The sequence below is a fragment of the Mycobacterium kyorinense genome (assembly GCF_002101735.1).
Taxonomy (GTDB): Bacteria; Actinomycetota; Actinomycetes; order Mycobacteriales; family Mycobacteriaceae; genus Mycobacterium; species Mycobacterium kyorinense.
Genome location: NZ_LQPE01000162.1, coordinates 17,133 through 33,838, shown reverse-complemented (window position 1 = coordinate 33,838; position 16,706 = coordinate 17,133). Strand labels below are relative to the sequence as shown.

Sequence of the window (16,706 nt, the reverse complement as noted above, 5' to 3'; positions counted from 1 at the left end):
GGGTTCCAAAGTCCCATAGAGTGACCGGCGTGGCGGGCGACCCGACCCCATTTTCACGCCTGCGAGGCGGCCCCCGGAAGGGTCAGAGGGCTCGCGGGGAGAGGTGACCTACGGTGATTCGGGCTCCGGGACGTCGAAGTGTTCGTCGCGTAGCCGGAATGCTTCTTTGGTTCCGTGCTGCGCGCGGGTCTTGACGAAGTTGAACTCGCCGGGCGCGAATTGCAAGTTGGTACCGAATGCGTGGAACAAGTAGCTGGCCACTTCCTCCCCCTGGTACGCCTGACTCTGCTCGACGAGCCTGAACGCCTCCTTGGCGATAACCACACCATCGGCCGGCATTTTCGCCGCTTTCTCCGCCCAGTATCGGGCCCGCGTGGTGACCATGCCGGGATCGCAAGTGTCGGTGAAGATTCCGAGATGTTCGACGGTGCCGGCCTCGATGATGTCGCCGGTCAGGAGCAGCCGCCGCGCCAGCACCGGACCCAGCCGGTGGAAGAACATGTGCAGGCTGCCCAGTGCCGGACCCAGAAAGCGGGTGGCCGGCATACCGATTTTCGTGTTGCGCGCGATCACCGAAATGTCGGTCATCAGCGCCATCTCGAAACCACCACCGAGCGCGTAGCCGCTGATCTCGCCGACGGTGACCTTCGGAAAACCCATCAGGTTGTGGTAGAAGCCGAACGATTTCCGATCCACCGCTAATCGGCGACGTTGACTGGGACGGCTTTTGGCGTGCGGCTTGCCGCGCTCGCCGTACCAGCCGTAGGCGTTGTTCATGTCGGCGCCGGTGCTGAAGACGCCGTCGGCTCCGCGCAACAGCACCACGGTGAGGTCGTCGTCGTCGGCAACCCGATCGAGGTAACGCGCCATGGTGTCGCGCATCGTCGCGTCATAAGAGTTGCGCTGTTGGGGATTGTTCAACGTGATCGTGGCGATGCGCTTCTCCGGATCGACTTCGAAGAGAACACGATCGTCTGTCGCTGTCATCTGAGCGACTCCTTTCTGCGCCCGCCATTCGACACCCGATTGGCCTCGATGGTTTTGTCGGTGCCGAAGGCAAGAGTGTTGCGACGCGCGGCAGCCAGGTGGTCTTGCGCCAGCCGGACCGCTCGTGCGGCATTGCCGTCGCGGATTGCGTCGAGCAGACGCTGATGGTCGCGTAACGCGGCGCGCCTGGTTTTACCGCCCATGGGCGCGGGGTTGCCGTCGTCGCTCCACACCGACGACTCGTGTGCGGACCAGATCAGCTCCAGTGAACCGATCAGCAGGATCATCGGCTCGTTGCCGCATCGGGAAACCAGCGCCTCATGGAATCGCCTGGCGTTAGGCACGTAACGGGCAACATCGTCGAATTGTTCTGCCTGCACATCGATTTCGGCTTGCAGATAGGGCACCACTTCGGTCATCCGGTCTTCGCGTGCGGCACACATGCCCGCGCAGATCGGTTCGAGATGCAACAGCGCCTCGCTGACGTCGGCCGGTGTCGCGGCCCGCGCCTGCAAGACCATGCTGATCATCTGCGCGGTCCGTTCGGCAGTCGGCTGGTGCACAACCGCGCCGCCGATGTTGCCGCGGCGCACCGAGATCAGCCCGTCCGCCTCCAGAATGTGGATCGCCTCGCGCAGCGCCGGCGGGCTAACCCCGAATTCGCCGAACATGCTCTCCTGCGACGGCAGCACGTCGCCTTCCTTGAGCCGTCCCGACAGGATGTCATCGCGCAGCCGCGACGCCACGATTTCGGCGACACGTGGTTGGCGAATGCGCGTCATGTCAGGACTTCTCGGCTCGTCGCTTGCCGAACCGGTATCCGGTCAACTTGTCCGGCGGCATGGCCAGCGTGTCGACCTGGCCAATGCATAGCACCTCCGCGTCGAGCGACAGCCGGGCTGTCGAGGTAATGCCTCGCTCGGCCTCGGATCGAGTGATATCGAAGCGCAGTTCGGTGAGAATGGGTGTCGGCCGGCGGAAGGTGACGTTGAGCGAACGCGTCTTACCGGACAACCCGGTGACGCAGTTCTGGTGCTGGATGACGCAGTCGAAGAAGACACCCAGAAACCCGCCGTGCACCAACCCCGGCGGGCCCTCGTACACCAGCGGAAAGGTGACCCGTCCCGCCGCGGTCTGGCCGTCGAGGTGATCGAAGCGGTACTCGGGAAAGCATGGGTTGAACGCGCCGATGTCAGTGGCGTGGTCGAGATACACCCGCCGGCTGCCGCCGTCGTCGTCACCGATTCGCGGGCTGCTGTCCGGCGGCGCCGCCGCAGTGAGCTCCCGTTCCCACTCGGCGCACTGGGCGAGCATCGCGTCCACTGCAGGATGTGGATGTTCGAGCGCCAGCAGCAGCGAGCTCAGTCGCCGAATCGCGCCGGCAGCGGCGACGGTCTGGGCGAGCGGTTGCTCGCCGAACCGGGCGCTTCCGGGTCCGCTGGCCTGCGCCATTGTGTCCTCTTTCCCGACGCGAATGTTCCGCCGACCGGCTTTCCTTGCTAAGTTATACAGGGCAGGAATCGTATTGCCTACTGTATGGCTAACCGTAGCGGCGGGGAAGGGCGGATTCAACGGTGAGTCACGAGCTCGATTCCACGCGCGACGACGGCTCGCTCGCGGTGCGCCGGGACGGCCCGGTCTTGCGGCTAACCCTTGACCGGCCGTCGCGGCGCAACGCCCTGAGCCACTCGATGATCGACGCGTTCGTCGACACGCTGACCGAGGCAGCCACCAACGATTCGTTGCGCGCCATCCTCATTCGCGGCGCGGGTGACGACTTCTGCGCGGGGGCCGATTGGATCGCCACTAACGAATCGGGCCAGCAGCGACCGCGCACTGGCGATCTGGTCCGGCGTATCCCCCACGCCGCCCACCGCGTCATCGAACTGATCCACAGCATCCAGCTACCGGTGGTATGCGCCGTGCGGGGCTGGGCGGTGGGCCTAGGGTGCAACCTGGCGTTGGCCGCCGATTTCACCGTGGCCGCCTCGGATGCGCTGTTCTGGGAGCCGTTTTTGGCCCGGGGTTTCAGCCTGGACTCGGGCTCCAGCTGGCTGCTGCCGCGGCTGGTCGGGTTGACACGGGCCAAGCAGATGCTGCTGCTCGGCGAACAAGTCGACGCATCGGATGCCGCCGACTGGGGCCTGATCTATCGCGCCGTCAGCCCGGCAGACCTCGACAACGCGGCCGAAGACTTGGTCGCCCGACTGGCATCCGGGCCCACCGTAGCGATCGGACTGGCCAAGCAGGCCATCCACTACGGCCAGCACGCGACCCTGAGCCAGTCGATGACCCAGGAGCTCTTCAACCTCGAGCTATCCTGTCGCACCGGCGATTTCAAAGAAGGCCTGGCCGCATTCCGGGAACGCCGGGAGCCCGATTTCCGTGGGCGCTGACGAAGGGAAGACCATGTCGTTCGACACCATCAAATACGAGGTCGACGAGCATAAGGCCACCATCACCTTGAATCGGCCGGACGCCCTCAACGCGCTCAGCCCGCATATGATCACCGAGTTGCGCGCCGCCTACCACGAGGCCGAAAACGACGACAACATCTGGCTTCTCATCGTGACCGGCACCGGACGTGCCTTCTGCACCGGTGCCGATGTCAAGGCCATCCCCGGCGACGGCAAGGTGATCAACGAACGGCCCTATCTGTCGACCTACGAACAGTGGGAAGCGCCGCAGGAGGGCACACCGCCGTTTCGGACGATGGCAAAACCGGTGTTGGCCGCCATCAACGGAATCTGTTGCGGCGCGGGCCTGGACTGGGTGACTACCGGGGACATCGTCATCGCATCCGACAAGGCGACGTTCTTCGACCCGCACGTCAGCATCGGGCTGGTGGCCGGCCGTGAGGTGGTCAGGGTGGCCCGGGTGCTGCCGCGCTCGATCGCCCTGCGGATGGCACTGATGGGCAAGCACGAACGGATGAGCGCCCAACGGGCCTACGAGCTCGGAATGATCAGCGAAATCGTCGAACACGAAAGGCTATTGGAACGCGCCCACGAAATCGCCGACATCGTGAACAGCAACGCGCCGCTGGCCGTGCGCGGCACCCGGCTGGCGATCCTCAAAGGTCTGGATCTGCCTCTGCACGAAGCCGAGATGCTGGCCGAATCCTTCCGCGAGCGCAATCTGCACACCGAGGATTCACTCGAGGGTCCCAAAGCCTTTGTCGAAAAGCGGGCGCCGGAGTGGCAGTGCCGATGAGCTTCGAAACCATCCTGCTCGACGTCAATCCCGACGACCGAGTGGCCACCATCACGCTCAACCGTCCCGATCACCTCAATGCATTCAACCGCACGATGTGCGACGAGATGGCCGAGGCGTGGCGGGTCGTCAAGGCCGACGACGTGGTCCACGCGGTGGTGCTGCGCGCGGCTGGTGACCGCGCGTTCAGCGCCGGACTCGACATCAAGACGCCCTACGGCCAGCCGGAAAACGTCTGGAACCACGAGGATCCCGGCGAACCGCTCAGCCCCAAGTGGCAGAAGATGTGGAAACCCGTGGTCTGCGCAGTACAGGGCATGTGCACCGCCGGCGCGTTCTATTTCGTCAACGAATCCGACGTCGTCATCTGCTCCACGGACGCCACCTTTTTCGACTCCCACGTATCGGCGGGCCTGGTCTGCGCACTGGAGCCCATCGGATTGATGCGCCGCATCGGCCTGGGCGAAACGCTGCGGATAGCGTTGATGGGCAACGACGAACGCGTCGGCGCGGACACCGCGCTGCGGATCGGATTGGTCTCCGAAGTGGTCTCCCCCGAACGGCTCTGGGCCCGCGCGCACCAGATCGCCGCGGCCATCGCGGCCAAACCACCGTCGGCGATCCAGGGCACCGTCAAGGCCATCTGGGAATCGCTCGACAAGCCCTATCGGGCCGCGATGGAGCAGAACCTCATCTACACCCGGCTCGGTAATCCGATCGGCACCGCCGAACTCACCGCCCAGGGACGCACGGCGGTGCAGCCGAGGATCCGGTGATGCATCGGCTCAGTCGGCGCATCGCCGACGTCCTCGCTCTGCAGCCCGACGCGTCGGCCATCGAGTATGACGGCCAATGGTTGTCGTGGCGAGAGCTGGATGACGCCGCCGGCGCGATCCGCTCCCTCGCCGGAACCGGGCAGGTCGGCATTCTGTTGCGCAACAAGCCGGTGCACGTCGCCGCGCTCCTCGGCGTGCTACTCAGCGGCGCAACGGTCGTCGTCGTCAACCCCGCGCGTGGGGATGAGCGTACGAGGACCGACCTGGAACAACTGGACCTTCCGCTCATCATCGGCGAACCCGGCGATGTGACGGCGCTGGCCGGCTCGTCGACACCGGTGCGGATTGCTTGCTCGGCCGGCGAACTACTGGCGATCCGAACCGGCGGCTCCGCCGAAACGCGTTCCGCAGTCGCGGTGCGGATGTTGACCAGCGGAACCACCGGTCCGCCCAAGCGAATTGACCTCACCTACGACATGCTGGCGCACAGCGTGATCGGCCCCGACAGCAATGGAGCAGCGGCGCCTACCGAGTTACGCCGCGGTGTGGCCATCGTCAACTCGCCGCTGGTACACATCGGCGGCGTGTTCCGGGTACTGCAATGCGTCGCGGAGGCAAGGCCGTTCGTGCTGCTGGAGCGATTCGAGCTCGCGCGGTGGGCCGACGCCGTGCGCAGGCACAAGCCGCGGGCCGTGTCGCTGGTACCGGCGGCGCTACGCATGGTGTTGCACTCCGAGTTGACACGCGAGGACCTACAGAGCATCCGGGCCGTGACGTCGGGGACTGCGCCGCTGTCGGCTGACGACGCGGATGCCTTCTACGAGAAATTCGGCGTTCCTGTCTTGACCTCTTATGCCGCTACGGAATTCGGGGGCGGCGTCGCCGGCTGGACGTTGGCCGATTACCAGAAGTACTGGGCGGCCAAGCGCGGCAGTGTGGGACGCGCCAGCTTCGGTGCACAGTTGCGGGTGGTCGGCGAGGACGGCACTCCGCTCGGACCCGACGAAGTCGGGCTGCTCGAAGTCAAACCCGGGCAGCTGGGACCGTCGACGGAGTGGATGCGCACCACGGACATGGCGCGCATCGACGCCGACGGATTTCTGTGGATCGTCGGGCGCGCCGACCAGGCGATCATCCGCGGCGGTTTCAAGATAATGCCCGACGACGTGCGGCTCACGCTGGAAAGCCACCCTGCGGTGGCCGGCGCCGCGGTGGTCGGCCGGCGCGACGACCGCCTTGGGGCGACACCCGTCGCGATGGTGGAGCTGCGCAGGGCTGGGTCTGCGGATGTGGCCGCGTTGACGAAGCACCTTCGGAAGCGGTTGGCACGTTACGAAATTCCTACCGACATCGCGATTGTCGACGAAATTCCGCGAACGCCGTCGGGCAAGCCGGACCTGGCAGCGGTGCGCGCCTACTTCAACGAGTCGGCTCGTGCGGGCTGAGCCGCCCACCGTAGGCCGTGTCCTTCGGCTGCAGGCCAGTACGCGGGGGAAGCATCCGCTGCTGGTCTGCGACTCCGAGCGCATCAGCTATGGCGAGGCCGAACGGCGCTCGGCGCGGCTGGCTCGTGGTCTCCTGGATCTCGGCGCCGGCAAGGGAACTCATGTGGGGCTGTTGTATCCCAACGGCATTGCCTTCATCGTGGCGATGCTGGCGGCAGCGCGAATCGGCGCCGTCGTCGTCCCGTTCTCCACGTTCGTCACCGCATCAGAATTACGCGAGCAATTGGTCGACAGCGATGTCGAGATCCTTCTCGCGGCGCCGTCGTACCGCTCCCACAACTATCGGCAACGGCTGGCGGAAGTGCTGTCGGACGTTGAACTCGACTCTGCCGACCGGTTATTCAGCCTCCGGGTGCCGCAGCTGCGTCGTGTGCTCTTCGGTATCGACAATGCGTGGCCGTTGGCCGACGATCGGCTGCTGACGGCGCTGGAAGACGACGTCGACGGATCAGATCCGCTGGCGATCATCTACACGTCGGGTACCACCAGCGCGCCCAAAGGGGTGCTGCACACACACGCCGCACTGCTCGGCCACCAGAAGAATCTCAACGAGATCCGCGGACTGAGCGCCGCTGACAAGCTGTTCTGCAATTCGCCGTTCTTCTGGATTGGCGGTTTCGGGTTCGCGGTGCTCGCCACGCTGGTCGCCGGATCCACGTTGGTGTGCTCCAATGCCACCGACGCCGCCGCGACGCTGGATTTGCTCGAAGCTGAAAGACCCACGATCACCAACGGTTTCGCCGCTGCAGTCGCCCACCTGACGCGCCATTCGAGCTTCGCCGACCGCGACCTGTCGTCGATGCGGCGCGGCAACCTATATCCGATCATGGCGCCGGACGTGCGACCGGCCGACCCCGAGTTGCGGCACAACATGCTCGGACTCACCGAGGCCGGCAGCGTCGTGCTGATCAGCGGCGACGAAACCGACCAGCCCGAGCACCGGCGCGGCTCGTTCGGAAAACCGGCTCCTGGATTCGACATCAAGGTCATCGACCCGTCTTCTGACCGGCGAGTCCAGGAGGGCGAACTCGGCGAACTATGTATCCGCGGCCCTTATCTGATGCAGCGGTATTACAAGCGCAGCCGCGAAGAATGTTTCGACGCCGACGGCTGGTTCCACACCGGTGACCTGGTGGCAGTCGACCGCGACGGCTTCGTCTATTTCATCCGCCGCCGCGACTCGATGATCAAGACTGCAGGCGCCAACGTCTCACCGGCGGAGGTGGAAAAGGCGATCACCAAAGTCACCGGCGGCGCCGTCGCGCATGTGCTCGGCATCCCCGATCCCGAACGCGGGCAAGCGGTTGCGGCGGTGGTAGCCGTCGAGGACGGCACGCCGTTCGACGAAGGGCTACTTCGTGAGCGACTGCGGGCCGAGCTCTCGGCATACAAGATTCCCAAGCGGTTTGCGGTGGTGCGGCCCACCGAGATTCCGCTGCAGTCCAGCGGCAAGGTCGACCTGCGCCGATTGAAGAAGCTGTTCGATGCCTGACACCATCGACGGGGTGGTACGGTTGCGCGCCGGTCAGCACGGCACCAAACCGATGGTGATCGACCCGGCCGACCGGCTGAGCTACCGCGAACTCGACTCGAGCACGCGCGGTTTGGCTGCGGCATTCGTCGAAGCTGGTATCGCGAAGGGAACACGCGTCGGGCTGATCATGCCCAACAGTGCGCGCTGGGTGCAGATCGCGATCGCGCTGACCCGCGTCGGCGCGGTACTCGTTCCGTTGAGCACCCTCTTGCAGCCGTGTGAACTACTGGCGCAGCTGCGAGGCGCCGCGGTGCAATTCCTAGTCAGCGTCGAGGAATTCCGCGGCCACCGCTATCTCGACGACCTGCAGCCTGACCAGCTTCCCGCGCTGCGACAAGTGTGGACCGCAGATCAGGTCGCAACGATGCGCCCCACCGAGCGTGCCGCCCGGATCGTCGACGCATTGACCGAGACGGTGACACCCAGCGACCCGATGGTCATCATGTTCACGTCCGGGAGCAGCGGACCGCCGAAAGGAGTCGTGCATTCGCATGGCAGCGCGCTGGGCGCCGTGAAGTCCGGTCTGGCCAGCCGCTGCATCGACGCGGATACCCGGCTGTATCTGCCGATGCCGTTCTTCTGGGTCGGTGGCTTTGGCGGAGGTGTGCTGTCGGCGCTGCTGGCCGGCGCCACGCTGGTGACCGAGGAAGTCCCCCGACCGGAAACCACGCTGCGGCTGCTGGAGCGTGAACGGGTCACGCTGTTTCGTGGCTGGCCCGATCAGGCCGAAGCGCTGGCGCGCCATGCCAGTACAGCTGATTTGTCGGGGCTGCGCCCGGGCAGCCTCGAGGCTTTGCTGCCGTCCGAGCAACGCTCGGAACCCGGAGCGCGGGCGACGCTGTTCGGCATGACCGAGGCGTTAGGACCCTACTGCGGCTATCCCGCCGACACCGATATGCCACGATCCGCCTGGGGAAGCTGCGGCAAACCCTTTCCTGGGATGGAGGTCCGGATCACCGACCCCGACAGCGGACGTCCTGTGCCGACGGGAACCGTTGGGATGATCCAGATTCGGGGCCCGCACACGCTGCGCGGCATCTGCCGGCGCGCTCGCGAAGACGTTTTTACTGTCGACGGCTTCTACCCCACCGGCGATCTCGGCCGTCTGGACGACGACGGGTTTCTGTTCTACCACGGCCGGTCCGACGACATGTTCAAAGTCAGCGGCGCCACCGTGTATCCCGGCGAAGTCGAACGCGCCTTGCGGGAAATCGACGGTGTCGACAATGCACTTGTCACGAACGTGGCCGGCGCACAAGGCAACCAGGTGGGTGCGGTGATCGTGTGTGACACCGCCGTCGTGACCGTCGAACAGCTCCGCGCATCGGCGCGGGCGCTGCTGAGTTCCTTCAAGGTGCCGACGGTGTGGCTGTTGGTGGATTCGGATGACGCGGTTCCGCGGGGCGCCACCGGCAAGGTTGACGTCGGCCGGTTGCGGCAGATGTTCGACGAGCATGGTTCGAGGTCGGCATGGCAACCTACGACGCCAACCAGCAGACGACGCCGTAGGGGGTCATGAGTTTGGGCTGGTGGTTTCCTCCACAACCCCGTGCTCGATGAGGTGCTCAATCAAGGGCGCCGCACCGGCGGCGAGATGCTCGGACATGGCTTTGCGGGCCAGCTCTGCGTCATGTTTCGCCAACGCCGCCAGCACTCGGCGGTGGTCTTTGATCGACTGATCCGGCCAGCCGGGGATGGTCGGAAACACCGATTCCGGTGCGTAGCGGGTGATCTGGGACATCAGCTGGGCGAGTTTCGGCGAGTCGGCGGCAACGTTGATGGCCCGGTGGAAGTCGTGATTGAGACGAACGGTGAGCTCGTCGTCGCCGCCGGCATAGGCGTCCTCCAACTGCGCCTGGATTTCCTTGAGCTCGCGCAGCTGCTCCTCGCCGATGTTGACCGCCGCGCGTGCGGCAAGTTCACCGCCGACGTGTGCCTGCACGTTGGCGACGTCGGCGAGATCACGTCCCGTCACCGGCAACACCACAAAGCCGCGGCGGGGCTGTTGTGCCAGTAGCCCTTCGGCGCGCAGCTCGAACAGCGCCTCACGCACCGGCGTGACGCTGATGCCCAACTCCGCGGCCAACTGATCCAGACGCACGTACTCCCCTGCCGAGTATGTGCCGTCGAAAATCCGCTTACGCACAAAGCGCGCAACGTCTTCGGATAGTTGCGGCCGCGCGGCGAAATCGGGGGCGCTCATGGTTAGATCCGGTACTCGGCGAGTAGTCGCTTGCTGATGATCTGCTTTTGGATCTCGCTGGTTCCCTCGCCGATGAGCAAAAACGGGGCGTCGCGCATCAGCCGCTCGATCTCGTACTCCTTGGAGTATCCGTAGCCGCCGTGGATGCGGAAGCTCTGTTGGGTGACCTCCGAGCAGAACTCGCTGGCCAGATATTTCGCCATGCCCGCGGCGACGTCGTTGCGCTCGCCGGAGTCTTTCAGCCGGGCGGCGTTGACCATCATCAGGTGTGCGGCCTCGACTTTGGTTGCCATTTCAGCGATTTGGAACGCGATGGCCTGGTGGTCGGCGATCGGCTTGCCGAAGGTATGCCGCTGCTGTGCGTAGCGCACGGCGAGTTCGAACGCCCGCAGGGCCACCCCGCACGCTCGCGCCGACACGTTGACCCGGCCGACCTCGATGCCGTCCATCATGTGGTAAAAACCCTGTCCGGGCACGCCGCCGAGGATGTCGTCGGCGCTGGCCACGTACCCGTCGAAGATGAACTCGGTGGTGTCGATGCCCTTGTAGCCCAGCTTGTCGATCTTGCCGGGTATCACCAGGCCGGGCGCCACTTCGCCGAATCCGACCGGCTTTTCGATGAGAAACGTCGTCAAGTTGCGATGCGGCGTGTCCGCTCCTTCGTCGGTGCGCACCAACGTCGCCACCAACGTCGAACTGGCGCCGTTGGTCAACCACATCTTCTGGCCGTTGATCGTGTAGGTGCCGTCGGGATTGCGTTGCGCCCGCGTGCGGATCGCTGCTACATCGGACCCCAGTTCAGGCTCGGACATCGAAAACGCACCGCGCACTTCGCCTGTCGCCATCCGCGGCAACAGCCGCTGCTTCTGTGCGTCGGTGCCGTGCTGGCGCACCATGTAGGCGACGATGAAGTGCGTGTTGAGTACCCCGGAGATGCTCATCCAGCCGCGCGCCAGCTCCTCGACGCACAGCGCGTAGGTCAGCAGCGACTCGCCCAGCCCGCCGTACTCGACCGGGATCATCAGACCGAACAGGCCCATTTCCCGCATCTGGTCGACGATGTCCTGCGGATAGCTGTCAGTGCGCTCGAGCTCCGGCGCGTTGGGAATGACTTCCTTGTCCACGAATTGCCGTACCGTCGCGACGATCTCGCTCTGGACTTCGGTGAGACCAACGGTCTGGGCGAGCTTGGTCATGGCTATCCCTCCTAGCGGGCGATCGTTTTCGCGCTTGCCAGCCGCTCGATGTCGGCGGCGCTCAGCCCCAGCCGCTCGCACAGCAGCTCAGCAGTGTCTTGGCCCAGTGCGGGTGCGGGCTTGCTCGCCGGATGCTGTCCGTCGAAGGCGGCCGGCATGCCCGGCGCCAGATAGTCGCCGAGCCCGTCTTGGTGCAGCCGGCCAAACAACGGATTCGCCGTCACCTTCTCGTCTTCGGCGACCTCGGCAAAGGTGCGATAGCGCTCGAAGAGCACGGTGGTCGCCGCCAGCGCCTCGCTGATCTGCGCTGCGGTGTGCTCGGCGAACCAGGTGGCAAACAACCCGCTCAGCACATCTCGATATCGATAGCGGTCGCCTTCGGCGCTGAAGTCGGCGCCCACAGCGTCGGCGAGCGCCGACACAGCAGCGCCGGTTTCGGTGACCTCGACGAGGTCGCGGAAGTGCCGGCCGGTCAGCGTGACCACCATGAACACCGCGCCGTCGCTGCTGGTGAAATCCTGGCCGTACTGGCCGTAGATCGCGTTGCCCAGCCGCTGCCGTTGGGTGCCGTTGACTTGAGGTTCGGTCAGCAAGCCCAGATTGCCGGCGGTGGCCAGCGCGACATCTTCGAGGGCAATGCTGATTTGGGCGCCTGCCCCGGTTTGGTGGCGACGGTGCACGGCGGCCGTCACCGCCAGGGCGGCGTATAGCCCGCAGCACACGTCCCAGGCCGGCAGCACATGGTTGATCGGCCCGCCGTGGTCGGGCGGACCGGTCACCAACGGGTATCCCGTCGCCGCATTGACCGTGTAGTCCACGCCGGTGGACCCGTCACCGCGGCCCAGCAACTGCACATGGATCACGTCGGAGCGCAGCCCAACCAACTGTTCATAGGACAGCCAGGACAGGCCCGCGGCGTTGGTCACCACGATGCCGTCGCCCTCGACGATCAGCCGCTGGACCAGCTGCTGGCCGTCCGCGGATCGCAAATCGATTGTGGCCGAGCGCTTTCCCTTGTTCAGCCCGGTCCAGTAGATCGACTCTCCGCTGGCCGCCAATGGCCAGCGATGCACGTCGGAGGCGCCGCCGATCGGGTCGACCCGGATCACCTCTGCGCCCAACTGGCTCAGCGTCATTCCGCACAGCGGCGCGGCCACGAAGCTGGACACCTCGACGACGGTCAGATCCGTCAACGGCATACTCATTGGGACCCAACCCGTTCGAACACCGCGGCCAGCCCCTGGCCCCCGCCGATGCACATGGTCTCCAGTCCGTAGCGGGCTCCGCGCCGATGAAGTTCGCGCGCCAGCGTGGCCAGCATCCGCCCGCCCGTCGCGCCGACCGGATGGCCCAGCGAAATCCCCGAACCGTGCACGTTGGTGCGCTCCCGGTCGGCCGCCGTGAAGCCCCACTCCCGCATCACCGCAAGCGCCTGCGCGGCGAAGGCCTCGTTGAGCTCGATCAGATCCATATCGCTTAGGTGAAGCCCCGCCTTGGCCAGCGCCACCTCGGTGGCCGGCACCGGGCCGATGCCCATCACGTTGGGCGGCACCGCCGCAACTGCCCACGACACCAGCCGCACCAGCGGCGTCAACCCCAGCTCGCCGGCCCTTTCCGGTGTCGTCACCACGCACATCGACGCCGCGTCGTTTTGTCCGCTGGCATTGCCGGCGGTCACCGTCGCATCCGGATCGTCAGCCAGCAGAACGGGTTTGAGCTTCGCGAGCGACTCCACCGTGGTGTCGGCGCGCGGATGCTCGTCGGTGTCGATCAACTCCTCGCCGTGGCGGCTGGCCACCCTGACCGGAATGATCTCCTCGGCAAGGATCCCGTTCTTCTGCGCGGCCACCGCCCGCTGATGCGATGCCACCGCGAGCTCGTCTTGCTCCTGCCGCGAAATGCCGTACTCGCGGCGCAGGTTCTCGGCCGTCTCCAACATTCCGCCCGGCACCGGGTAGTGCCGGCCGCCGGCGGTGGTACGTCCGCGGGCCAGCCCGTCGTGCACCCGGATCCCGGTGCGAGCCCCGCCCCAGCGCATGTCGGTGGAATAGAACACCACGTTGCTCATGCTTTCCGCACCGCCGGCGATGACCAGATCACTGTCGCCGCAGGCGATCTGCAGACAGGCCTGGATGACGGCCTGCAGGCCCGAGCCGCAGCGCCGGTCGACCTGCATGCCCGGAACCGTGACCGGCAGCCCGGCATCGAGCGCAACCACGCGACCGATTGCCGGTGCCTCACTGCTCGGATAGCAGTGTCCCAAGATGACGTCCTGCACCGCCCCGGGCGGCAGGCTGGTTCGGTCCAGCAGCCCCTTCAGCGCGGCGACACCAAGGTCGACGGCGGTCAGCGACTTGAACATCCCGCCATACCGGCCGATCGGCGTGCGCACCGGTTCGCAGATCACCGCATGGCGCATGGCTACATGAACCTCCCGCCGGTGACCTCGAGCACCGTCCCGGTCATATACGACGACATGTCCGACGCCAAAAACAGCGCGACGTTGGCCACCTCGGCCGGCTCGCCGGCGCGGCCCATCGGCACCTCGGCCACCTTCTCATCCCAAATACGTTGCGGCATAGCCTCGGTCATGGCGGAGCGGATCAGACCAGGCGCAATCGCGTTGACCCGTACTCCGAGGTGGGCCAGCTCCTTGGCCGCGGCCTTGGTCATGCCCACGATGCCGGCCTTGGCCGCCGAGTAATTAGTCTGCCCGACCAGCCCGACCTTGCCCGACAGCGACGACATGTTCACGATGGCGCCACGCTTGTTTTCCCGCATGATCGCCGCGGCCTTGCGGGTGCCGTTCCAGGTCCCCTTCAGATGCACCGCGATCACTTCGTCGAACTGTTCCTCGGTCATCTTGCGCATCGTCGCGTCGCGGGTGATCCCGGCGTTGTTGACCATGACGTCCAGGCCGCCGAACCGCTCCACAGCCGTTCCAACGAGCACGTCGACGTCAGCCGCGACGGTGACGTCGCACCGCACCGCCAACGCAACGTCGTCGCCGCCCAACCGCTTCGCCGCAGCCTCAGTTGCCTCGAGATTCACATCGCCGAGCACCACCCGCGCACCCTCGGCCACGAACCGTTCGGCTATGGCGAATCCCAATCCCTGCGCGCCGCCTGTGACGACCGCCGTCTGACCGGTCAGCAACGACACCTGATCACCATCCTCCTGTCGACCTCCGTAATCTCAGACATCCTATTTCATATATGATCACCGGCGGATAGTGGCCCGAAAGGAGCTTCATGACGACGGTCGACGACGACGATTTCCAGCAGGTCCTGGCGCAGACCCGCGAGTTCGTCCGCGCGGCCGTCGTCCCGCGCGAGCAGGAAATCCTGGCCAACGACAGGGTGCCCGACGACCTGCGCGATCAGGCCAAGCAGATGGGCTTGTTCGGGTACGCCATCCCCCAGGAGTGGGGTGGGCTCGGCCTGAACCTGGCGCAGGATGTCGAGCTCGCGATGGAGCTGGGCTACACGTCGCTGGCGTTGCGCTCGATGTTCGGCACCAACAACGGCATCGCCGGTCAGGTGCTGGTCGGTTTCGGCACCGACGAGCAAAAATCTCGCTGGCTGGCGGCGATGGCTTCCGGTGAGGTCGTCGCTTCCTTCGCGTTGACCGAGGCCGGCGCCGGCTCCAATCCGGCTGGTCTGCGCACGAAAGCTGTTCGCGACGACGGCAATTGGGTGATTTTGGGTGAGAAGCGCTTCATCACCAACGCGCCCGTTGCCGATCTGTTCGTGGTGTTCGCTCGCACCCGCCCGGCCGACCACAACGGCCCCGGCATCGCGGTGTTCCTGGTTCCAGCCGACACCCCCGGTGTCCAGGTCGGTTCCAAGGACGCCAAGATGGGCCAGGAAGGCGCCTGGACGGCCGACGTCAGCTTCAGCGACGTGCACGTGCCGGCCGGCGCGCTGGTCGGCGGCAGCGAAGACCTGGGTTATCGGGCGGCGATGACGTCGCTGGCGCGCGGCCGGATCCACATCGCCGCGCTCGCCGTCGGAACGGCACAGCGGGCACTCGACGAATCGGTGACCTATGCGGCCACCGCGACGCAGGGCGGCACACCGATCGGCAACTTCCAGTTGGTGCAAGCGATGCTGGCCGACCAGCAGACCGGAGTGATAGCCGGGCGCGCGCTGGTGCGTGAAGCCGCCCGGTTGTGGATCACCAATCAGGACCGCCGGATCGCACCGTCGGCGGCGAAGCTGTATTGCACCGAAATGGCCGGCAAGGTCGCCGATCTCGCGGTGCAGATCCACGGTGGCAGCGGCTACATGCGGGAGGTGCCGGTGGAGCGGATCTATCGCGACGTTCGCCTACTGCGACTTTATGAGGGAACCAGTGAGATTCAGCGCCTGATCGTCGGATCGAATCTGGTGAGGGCGGCTTCGAGGGGACAACGAGCATGAGCGGTCGACTCGCGGGCAAGGTGGCGTTCATCACCGGTGCGGCGCGGGGACAAGGCCGCGCGCACGCGGTGCGGATGGCCAGCGAGGGCGCCGACATCATCGCGGTCGACGTGGCCGGCAAGCTACCGCCGTGCGTCCCTTATGATTCGGCGACCCCCGAAGACTTGGCCGAAACGGTCCGCCTGGTGGAAGCCGCCGACCGTCGAATCCTGGCCGCAGAAATCGATGTCCGTGACTTCGACGGACTGCGCGACACGGTTGACGACGGTGTGGCCAAGCTGGGGCGGCTGGACATCATCGTTGCCAACGCCGGCATTTCGGCTCCGCAGGCCTGGAACGACATCACCCCGGAATCGTTTCGGGATGTCATGGACGTCAACGTAACTGGCACGTGGAACACCGTGATGGCCGGTGCGCAGAAGATCATCGACGGCGGCCGGGGCGGGTCCATCATCTTGATCAGCTCCGCCGCCGGCATCAAGATCCAGCCGTTCATGGTCCACTACACCGCCAGCAAGCACGCCGTGACCGGGATGGCCCGCGCGTTCGCCGCGGAGCTCGGCAAGCATTCGATTCGGGTCAACAGCGTGCATCCCGGTCCAGTGAACACCGCGATGGGAAGCGGTGACATGGTTGCCGCGATCACCGCCACCACCGAAACCAATCCGCAGCTGGCCAATATGCTTACGCCGTTTCTGCCGAGCTGGGTGGCCGAGCCGGAAGACATTGCCGATGCGGTCTGCTGGCTGGCCAGCGACGAATCTCGCAATGTCACCGCGGCGGCAATTCCGGTCGACGAGGGCTCCACGCAATACTGATGCCCGCCTTGCGCGAGCGTGCGTGATCCCGGCAATCGACACGGAGTGTCGGC

Annotated in this window: 16 protein-coding genes; 8 read left to right on the top strand and 8 right to left on the bottom strand. The window is 65.7% G+C overall.

All coding sequences use genetic code 11. The features are described 5' to 3' along the window. Positions 1–108 precede the first annotated feature (108 nt). From AWC14_RS23420 to AWC14_RS23410, 3 genes are read right to left on the bottom strand one after another with little or no spacing between them, the layout of a single operon-like run. Positions 109–987: an enoyl-CoA hydratase/isomerase family protein gene (locus tag AWC14_RS23420; protein ID WP_045373532.1), complete on the bottom strand. Its 879-nt coding sequence runs from the start codon at positions 985–987 to the stop codon at positions 109–111. Beyond that, entirely contained in the window at positions 984–1,769 is a 786-nt protein-coding gene (locus AWC14_RS23415) for a FadR/GntR family transcriptional regulator (RefSeq protein ID WP_045373535.1), read from the bottom strand. The genes AWC14_RS23420 and AWC14_RS23415 overlap by 4 nt, the downstream gene beginning before the upstream one ends. A 1-nt stretch (position 1,770) precedes the next feature. Next, complete coding sequence (locus AWC14_RS23410; RefSeq protein ID WP_045373538.1) at positions 1,771–2,439, bottom strand: hotdog family protein; 669 nt, start codon at positions 2,437–2,439, stop codon at positions 1,771–1,773. Positions 2,440–2,561: 122 nt separating this feature from the next. On the opposite strand from AWC14_RS23410, the gene AWC14_RS23405 reads away from it, so the two are divergent. From AWC14_RS23405 to AWC14_RS23380, 6 genes are read left to right on the top strand one after another with little or no spacing between them, the layout of a single operon-like run. Continuing rightward, on the top strand, positions 2,562–3,383 hold the full coding sequence (locus AWC14_RS23405; protein WP_045373541.1) for an enoyl-CoA hydratase/isomerase family protein: 822 nt from the start codon (positions 2,562–2,564) through the stop codon (positions 3,381–3,383). 13 nt (positions 3,384–3,396) lie between these two features. Then, positions 3,397–4,200 (top strand): enoyl-CoA hydratase/isomerase family protein, encoded by an 804-nt coding sequence (locus tag AWC14_RS23400; RefSeq protein WP_045373589.1) that lies wholly within the window; start codon positions 3,397–3,399, stop codon positions 4,198–4,200. Then, positions 4,197–4,976: an enoyl-CoA hydratase/isomerase family protein gene (locus AWC14_RS23395; protein ID WP_045373544.1), complete on the top strand. Its 780-nt coding sequence runs from the start codon at positions 4,197–4,199 to the stop codon at positions 4,974–4,976. The genes AWC14_RS23400 and AWC14_RS23395 overlap by 4 nt, the downstream gene beginning before the upstream one ends. Next, on the top strand, positions 4,976–6,421 hold the full coding sequence (locus AWC14_RS23390) for a class I adenylate-forming enzyme family protein (RefSeq protein ID WP_045373593.1): 1,446 nt from the start codon (positions 4,976–4,978) through the stop codon (positions 6,419–6,421). The genes AWC14_RS23395 and AWC14_RS23390 overlap by 1 nt, the downstream gene beginning before the upstream one ends. Then, positions 6,411–7,973, top strand: a complete 1,563-nt coding sequence (locus AWC14_RS23385) for a class I adenylate-forming enzyme family protein (RefSeq protein ID WP_057003476.1) — start codon at positions 6,411–6,413, stop codon at positions 7,971–7,973. Before AWC14_RS23390 ends, AWC14_RS23385 begins: the two co-directional genes overlap by 11 nt. Further along, positions 7,966–9,534, top strand: coding sequence for a class I adenylate-forming enzyme family protein (locus AWC14_RS23380; RefSeq protein ID WP_045373547.1), 1,569 nt, complete (start codon positions 7,966–7,968; stop codon positions 9,532–9,534). The genes AWC14_RS23385 and AWC14_RS23380 overlap by 8 nt, the downstream gene beginning before the upstream one ends. Here AWC14_RS23380 and AWC14_RS23375 read toward each other — a convergent pair. The 5 genes from AWC14_RS23375 to fabG are packed head-to-tail and all read right to left on the bottom strand — an operon-like array spanning position 9,529 to position 14,576. Next, positions 9,529–10,218, bottom strand: a complete 690-nt coding sequence (locus tag AWC14_RS23375) for a GntR family transcriptional regulator (protein ID WP_045373550.1) — start codon at positions 10,216–10,218, stop codon at positions 9,529–9,531. The genes AWC14_RS23380 and AWC14_RS23375 overlap by 6 nt on opposite strands. A 2-nt stretch (positions 10,219–10,220) precedes the next feature. Next, positions 10,221–11,414, bottom strand: coding sequence for an acyl-CoA dehydrogenase family protein (locus AWC14_RS23370; RefSeq protein ID WP_045373553.1), 1,194 nt, complete (start codon positions 11,412–11,414; stop codon positions 10,221–10,223). An 11-nt stretch (positions 11,415–11,425) separates the two neighbouring features. Next, complete coding sequence (locus AWC14_RS23365; RefSeq protein WP_428839000.1) at positions 11,426–12,613, bottom strand: CoA transferase; 1,188 nt, start codon at positions 12,611–12,613, stop codon at positions 11,426–11,428. Between the two features lie 2 nt (positions 12,614–12,615). Next, positions 12,616–13,833 carry an acetyl-CoA C-acetyltransferase gene (locus tag AWC14_RS23360; RefSeq protein ID WP_045373559.1) on the bottom strand — a complete coding sequence of 406 codons (1,218 nt, stop codon included), beginning with the start codon at positions 13,831–13,833 and terminating at the stop codon, positions 12,616–12,618. A gap of 2 nt (positions 13,834–13,835) precedes the next feature. Further along, the gene (fabG, locus tag AWC14_RS23355; RefSeq protein ID WP_045373562.1) at positions 13,836–14,576 is read right to left on the bottom strand and encodes a 3-oxoacyl-ACP reductase FabG; all 741 of its coding nucleotides are present in this window, start codon (positions 14,574–14,576) and stop codon (positions 13,836–13,838) included. 89 nt (positions 14,577–14,665) lie between these two features. On the opposite strand from fabG, the gene AWC14_RS23350 reads away from it, so the two are divergent. Both AWC14_RS23350 and AWC14_RS23345 read left to right on the top strand, forming a co-directional pair. Beyond that, positions 14,666–15,835: an acyl-CoA dehydrogenase family protein gene (locus tag AWC14_RS23350; RefSeq protein ID WP_045373565.1), complete on the top strand. Its 1,170-nt coding sequence runs from the start codon at positions 14,666–14,668 to the stop codon at positions 15,833–15,835. Next, complete coding sequence (locus AWC14_RS23345) at positions 15,832–16,653, top strand: mycofactocin-coupled SDR family oxidoreductase (RefSeq protein ID WP_045373569.1); 822 nt, start codon at positions 15,832–15,834, stop codon at positions 16,651–16,653. The genes AWC14_RS23350 and AWC14_RS23345 overlap by 4 nt, the downstream gene beginning before the upstream one ends. Positions 16,654–16,706: the final 53 nt, after the last annotated feature.

Excerpts from the sequence above, each read along its gene's own strand:
- AWC14_RS23420 (WP_045373532.1), bottom strand. The coding sequence starts at position 987 with ATGACAGCGACAGACGATCGTGTTCTCTTCGAAGTCGATCCGGAGAAG.
- AWC14_RS23415 (WP_045373535.1), bottom strand. The coding sequence starts at position 1,769 with ATGACGCGCATTCGCCAACCACGTGTCGCCGAAATCGTGGCGTCGCGG.
- AWC14_RS23410 (WP_045373538.1), bottom strand. The coding sequence starts at position 2,439 with ATGGCGCAGGCCAGCGGACCCGGAAGCGCCCGGTTCGGCGAGCAACCG.
- AWC14_RS23400 (WP_045373589.1), top strand. The coding sequence starts at position 3,397 with ATGTCGTTCGACACCATCAAATACGAGGTCGACGAGCATAAGGCCACC.
- AWC14_RS23395 (WP_045373544.1), top strand. The coding sequence starts at position 4,197 with ATGAGCTTCGAAACCATCCTGCTCGACGTCAATCCCGACGACCGAGTG.
- AWC14_RS23390 (WP_045373593.1), top strand. The coding sequence starts at position 4,976 with ATGCATCGGCTCAGTCGGCGCATCGCCGACGTCCTCGCTCTGCAGCCC.
- AWC14_RS23380 (WP_045373547.1), top strand. The coding sequence starts at position 7,966 with ATGCCTGACACCATCGACGGGGTGGTACGGTTGCGCGCCGGTCAGCAC.
- AWC14_RS23375 (WP_045373550.1), bottom strand. The coding sequence starts at position 10,218 with ATGAGCGCCCCCGATTTCGCCGCGCGGCCGCAACTATCCGAAGACGTT.
- AWC14_RS23370 (WP_045373553.1), bottom strand. The coding sequence starts at position 11,414 with ATGACCAAGCTCGCCCAGACCGTTGGTCTCACCGAAGTCCAGAGCGAG.
- AWC14_RS23365 (WP_428839000.1), bottom strand. The coding sequence starts at position 12,613 with ATGCCGTTGACGGATCTGACCGTCGTCGAGGTGTCCAGCTTCGTGGCC.
- AWC14_RS23360 (WP_045373559.1), bottom strand. The coding sequence starts at position 13,833 with ATGCGCCATGCGGTGATCTGCGAACCGGTGCGCACGCCGATCGGCCGG.
- AWC14_RS23350 (WP_045373565.1), top strand. The coding sequence starts at position 14,666 with ATGACGACGGTCGACGACGACGATTTCCAGCAGGTCCTGGCGCAGACC.
- AWC14_RS23345 (WP_045373569.1), top strand. The coding sequence starts at position 15,832 with ATGAGCGGTCGACTCGCGGGCAAGGTGGCGTTCATCACCGGTGCGGCG.